Below are 5,455 nucleotides of genomic sequence, written 5' to 3' on the forward strand. Positions count from 1 at the left end.
CCGGCCGGCTTGAGTGTTAAGAGCGAAAGCAAAGCTGCTCTTCTGTAGGAGCGAGCTTGCTCGCGAAAAACCTGAGGGCGCCGCGTTCATTCAGGATGCCCGCGTCATCGTTAACGACCTTCGCGAGCAAGCCCGCTCCCACATTTGGACCGTGCCCGCTCTTGATTTCGCTGTTGCTCCTGCTGTTGCTTCACCACACTCAAGCCGGCCTGTAGGCCGCTGTGCTCTTGATCTGCTTTTGATCTTGATCTTAGGCGCCCCGTTAACCACGCTGGCCGAACGCAGGCTTTGGAGCGTGGGTAACCCGGCAGGACGCCGGGTTAGCCGTCCTGGGCCAAGGATGGCCCATGACGGCGGCCCACGGTCCAAAGCCGGAGTGAGGGCACACCGAGCTTAAGCGAGGTGCCGAGTGGTGGGGCAAGAGCCTTTTGGTTACTTTTGGGCTCTTTTCAAAAGTGACCCGCTGTAAGAGCGGAACCAATACAAACCATCACCCAAAAAACGGATATGCCCCCAAAAAGAAGCATCACCCATTAGCCAGCTCTTCCAGATGATCCATCAACTCCTGCGGCTTAAGCACCAACACATCACTGTCCACCGCATCCAGCACCACCTCCGCCGTATTCCCAATCAACGCCCCGGAAATCCCCGTACGCGCCACGGTACCGATGATGGTCACCGCCGCCTGCCACTTGTGCACCGCATGAGGAATCAACACATCCGCCGGCCCTTCCTCGATATGCAGATGCGTGTCGTCAATATCAAACTCCGCCTGAAACGCCTTGCACTGCTCACGATACCGCGCCTCGATCGTCTCCTTGAGCTGAAACACCGGATCCGCCGCCGACAGCATCGGCGACGGATGCGCACTGATCACATGCAACTGCGCCTTGGCCAGGCTCGCAATATCAAACCCATGATCAATGATCGAGTTATGCAACGCCTGATGCTCAGCATCGGAATTCCCCACATCAATCGCCGCCAGAATCACCCCGCCCGCCCACGGCGTGGACGTCTTCACCAGCAGCACCGGGGTAGGGCAGTAGCGCATCAGCTTCCAGTCGGCAGGCGTCAACAGCGCTTTTTTCAGCGGGCTATCAGCAAAGTGCTGCTTGACCACCAACCCACACCCCTCCGCCTGCTGCACATCGATGATGGTTTCATGCAGGCTGTCATTCCACGCCTGTTCGGTGGTGACGCTGTAGCCATCCTCCTGCAAACCTGCCTTCAGCAGGCTCAACATCGCCGAATGCTCATGCCTCTTGTCACACACCAACAAATGCAAATGGGCCCCGGTGACGCCGGCAATCAGTTTGGCGCGCTTGAGGGCCAGGCTTTCCGAATGCTCGGGCTCAATGACCACCAGGATGCTGCGGATGGCTTGCATGGTCGGGTTCTCCAAAAAAGGGTGGGCGTGGAACAACTATAGTTGCTGCTCGGCACACGTCATGTTGATGCACATCAAGCCCGGTGGCTGGCGGTCTGCGGCGCGGTCGGTATAATCGCCGGCCTTTTGTGAATCTTTGCCCGTGAGCCCGATGAACCTGCCAGAAATCCACGAATTCCTCGGTTGCCGCACCCCCGACGGCTGGGTCCAGGCCGCATTGGCCGACCAGGAAACCTTGCTGATCGACCACAAGAACTGCGAATTCAAGGCCGCCAGCACCGCCTTGAGCCTGATCGCCAAGTACCATTCCCATGTCGACCTGATCAACCTGATGTCGCGCCTGGCCCGGGAAGAACTGGTGCACCACGAGCAAGTCATGCGCCTGATGAAGAAGCGCAAGATCGAGCTGCGACAGCTGTCCGCCGGCCGCTACGCTTCGGGTTTGCGCAAAGTGGTGCGTAGCCATGAGCCGGTCAAGCTGGTGGATACCCTCGTGGTCGGCGCGTTTATCGAAGCCCGCAGTTGCGAGCGTTTCGAAGCACTGGTACCGCATTTGGACGAAGAACTCGGCAAGTTCTACTTCGGCCTGCTGAAAAGCGAGGCCCGGCATTTCCAGGGTTACCTGAAACTGGCTTACCAGTACGGTGAGGCCAAGGACATCGCCCAAGTCATCGACCGCGTGCGCGCCGCCGAGCAGGAACTGATCGAGTCACCGGACGTCGAGTTCCGCTTTCACAGTGGCGTGCCGGCCTGACACCACGTACACCAGCGCACCGATCAATACGGTGATCCCGGCCAGTAGCAGGATCACCGTCTGCGTCCCCAGCGGTGCCGCGAGTACTGCAATCAGCAACCCGGCCAACGGCTGCGAGAGATTGTTGAGCAACGTGATCACCCCCACGGTCTTGCCAAAATCCTGAGTCGGAATCACCCGCTGGCGGATGCTGCGCATATACACGTTGAACATCTTGTCGAAACCGGTCACCAGCAGGAAGCCTGCGGTATAGGCCCAGACGTTCGGGCTGATCGCTGTCACCAGCGCACCCACGGCAATCATTGAATACGACAGGCCGCCGAGCACCTTCAACGGCAGGGTAGCGCGAGCCAGATAGAACAGAATGACAATGGTCACCACGGCACCCGCTGCCTGCAGGCCAGCGTAGGTGTCCTTGCCGGCGGCATATTGACCGATGACCATGGCGGCCGACGTGGCCAGGGTGACGCCAATGATCAGGTTCACGCCCACCGCCAGGGCGATGATCCGTTTCAGTTCAGGCAGGCTGCGGATATGCCCGAAGGCGATGCGCAGCGGTTGCAGCCAGATGTCATGGTGCTGCTCGAAGGTCTCCAGGTTGACTGTGGTGTTGCGCTGCCAGATCAGCATCGCCAGGTCTGCCAGCAGGAACAGCCCGGCAATCCCCAGCACTACCCAATGCCAGGCCCAGACTTCCAGCATCAACGCCGCCACCAACGGGCCCAGCACCAACCCGGTCTGGTCGGCAATCTGCGAGTACGACAAAGTCTTGGCGTAGGTGTAATGCTTGAAGATATGCGGCATCACCACTTCCCGGGCCATGATGCCCTGGGTGGTCAGCACGCCACACAGCGCCGAAAGGATCACGATCCAGTAAATGCCGTCGAACATCCCGTACAACAGCACCGCGACCACACAGGCCAGCGCCCGATAAACCTGGCTGATATGCAGGATGCGCACGGCGGGATACTTGTCGCACAATGCCCCGCACACCGGGAACGACAGGTAACGCGGCAAGGACTCGACAAAAAACGCCAGGCCGGCCCACGACACACTGTTGGTGGTCTGGAACACGATCAACGGCACGATGAACAATAGAATCTGGTCGGCCAGCCGCGACAGAAACATTGAAATGAAGAAGGCCAGGTAATCCTTGCGCATACAACTCCCTGTGATTGGCGTTAAAGATTGCAGGCTATTTGTTAAAAACTCTTAAAAACATGAAGCTTCGTCGGCCAGTGATGGCCAGCTGCTTTAGTTGCCCAGCTTGCCACCTATAATGCGCACACTTCAATCCGCGCGCGCACTGGAAAAATATGGATAACTTGGGTCTCGGCAAGGTCTTGCTCGTGGAGGACGATGAGAAGCTGGCAGGGCTGATCGCCCATTTCCTGTCCCAGCATGGCTTCGAGGTGCTGGCCGTGCACCGTGGCGACTTGGCGCTGGCGGCCTTCCTGGAGTTCAAGCCCAAGATCGTCGTGCTCGACCTGATGCTGCCCGGCCAGAGCGGCCTGCATGTGTGTCGCGAAATTCGCAATGTGTCCGACACGCCGATCGTGATCCTCACCGCCAAGGAAGACGACCTGGACCATATCCTCGGCCTGGAATCCGGCGCCGACGACTATGTGATCAAACCGATCAAACCGCCCGTGCTGCTGGCCCGTCTGCGTGCCCTGCAACGCCGCCAGACGCCGGAACCCACGGTGCGCGGCGCCCTTGAGTTTGGCCGGCTGACTATCGATCGCAGTTGCCGGGTGGTAAGCCTGGGTGGCGAGAAGATCGACCTGACCACGATGGAATTCGAACTGCTGTGGTTGCTGGCCAGCGCCGCCGGGAAAATCCTCTCCCGCGACGACATCCTCAACCGCATGCGCGGGATTGCCTTTGACGGGCTCAATCGCAGTGTCGACGTGTACATCAGCAAGCTGCGCGGCAAGCTCAATGACAATCCCCGGGAACCGGTGTGCATCAAGACCATCTGGGGCAAGGGTTACCTGTTCAATCCGTTCGCCTGGGAGATTTAGATGTTAAGGCTGTTTCTGCGTCTGTATATCATCCTGGCCATTGGTTTGGCCGGGGCGATCTGGCTGGTGAACTACACCTTCGATGAGTTGCTGCCGGAGGCCAACGAAACCTATAACCGCGAAGCCCTGCGCGGCCCGGCCTATGGGCTGCTGGAACAATTACGGCCAGTGACCGGTGAAGCGCGGGCCGCACGCCTGGCGGAGTTGCAACCGCACTATGGGCTGCGCCTCGCGCTGGTGCCGCAGGACGCGCTGAAACTGACCGAACGTGAACAGCAACTGCTGGCCGGTGGCGAGTTGGTGGTGCGCGGCGATTTCATGGAATTCATCGCCAACATCGACGGCGGCAAGCAACTGCTGGAAATCAAGCTGCCGGAAGAACCCAAGTGGCTCTACCTGTGGGCGTATGGCTTCCTTGGCGTGTGCCTGGCGATCGTGCTTTATTTCTGGGTACGCCCGCATTGGCGCGACCTGGAGCACATTCGCCTGGCAGCCCAGCGCTTTGGTGACAACGACCTGGGTTCACGCATCCTGTTGCCGCGCCGCTCCACCGTGCGTGAGCTGGCGGGGCACTTCAACCAGATGGCCGAGCGCATCGAAAGCCTGATCGCCAATCAGCGCGAGCTGACCAACGCGGTCTCCCACGAACTGCGCACGCCGATTGCGCGGCTGTCGTTTGAGCTCGACCAGCTCAAGCAACAGGCCGACCCACGGGAGAGTCGCGCGCTGATCGCCGACATGTACGCCGACCTCGGCGAGCTGGAAGAAATGGTCTCGGAACTGTTGACCTACGCCAGCCTGGAGCGCGGCGCCACGCAGATCACTCGGGAAAGCATTGAGGCCCACAGCTGGCTCGACAGCGTCATCGGCAGCGTCGCCCTGGAGGCCGAGGCGGCCGGGGTGCAGTTGCTGCTGCGCACCTGTGAAGTTGATTACATCCGCATCGAACCGCGCTTTATGGCGCGGGCGGTGATCAACCTGTTGCGCAATGCGATTCGCTACGCCGACCGGCGTGTGGAAGTGTCGCTGGTGAAGTTTGGTGCCGGCTATGAAGTGCGGGTGAATGACGATGGGCCGGGAGTGCCGATGGAAGGGCGGGCGAAGATCTTCGAACCGTTCCTGCGCCTGGACGCCAGCCGCGACCGCCGCACCGGTGGTTTCGGCCTTGGCCTGGCGCTGGTGCGGCGGGTGTGCCAGTGGCATGGCGGGCAGGTTGAAGTGCTGGATTCGGAGTGGGGTGGGGCGTCGTTCCGGATGACCTGGGCGTATGCCGAGTAACCCTCCAGGAGC

5 protein-coding genes are annotated in these 5,455 nt (G+C 60.2%); 3 read left to right on the top strand and 2 right to left on the bottom strand.

Annotated features, from left to right (window positions below):
- Positions 1–526: 526 nt before the first annotated feature.
- Entirely contained in the window at positions 527–1,387 is an 861-nt protein-coding gene (locus SNL23_RS11290; RefSeq protein WP_318302275.1) for a universal stress protein, read from the bottom strand.
- Between the two features lie 151 nt (positions 1,388–1,538).
- On the opposite strand from SNL23_RS11290, the gene SNL23_RS11295 reads away from it, so the two are divergent.
- The gene (locus SNL23_RS11295) at positions 1,539–2,141 is read left to right on the top strand and encodes a tRNA-(ms[2]io[6]A)-hydroxylase (RefSeq protein WP_318302276.1); all 603 of its coding nucleotides are present in this window, start codon (positions 1,539–1,541) and stop codon (positions 2,139–2,141) included.
- On the opposite strand, the gene SNL23_RS11300 is transcribed toward SNL23_RS11295, so the two are convergent.
- Positions 2,097–3,302: an MFS transporter gene (locus tag SNL23_RS11300; RefSeq protein WP_318302277.1), complete on the bottom strand. Its 1,206-nt coding sequence runs from the start codon at positions 3,300–3,302 to the stop codon at positions 2,097–2,099. The genes SNL23_RS11295 and SNL23_RS11300 overlap by 45 nt on opposite strands.
- A gap of 155 nt (positions 3,303–3,457) precedes the next feature.
- Here SNL23_RS11300 and SNL23_RS11305 point away from each other — a divergent pair, with 155 nt between their 5' ends.
- Positions 3,458–4,165 (top strand): winged helix-turn-helix domain-containing protein, encoded by a 708-nt coding sequence (locus SNL23_RS11305; RefSeq protein ID WP_318302278.1) that lies wholly within the window; start codon positions 3,458–3,460, stop codon positions 4,163–4,165.
- Positions 4,166–5,443, top strand: a complete 1,278-nt coding sequence (locus SNL23_RS11310; RefSeq protein WP_076013386.1) for an ATP-binding protein — start codon at positions 4,166–4,168, stop codon at positions 5,441–5,443.
- Positions 5,444–5,455: the final 12 nt, after the last annotated feature.

It is taken from the genome of Pseudomonas sp. SED1 (assembly GCF_034044025.1).
In the GTDB taxonomy this organism is placed as follows: domain Bacteria; phylum Pseudomonadota; class Gammaproteobacteria; order Pseudomonadales; family Pseudomonadaceae; genus Aquipseudomonas.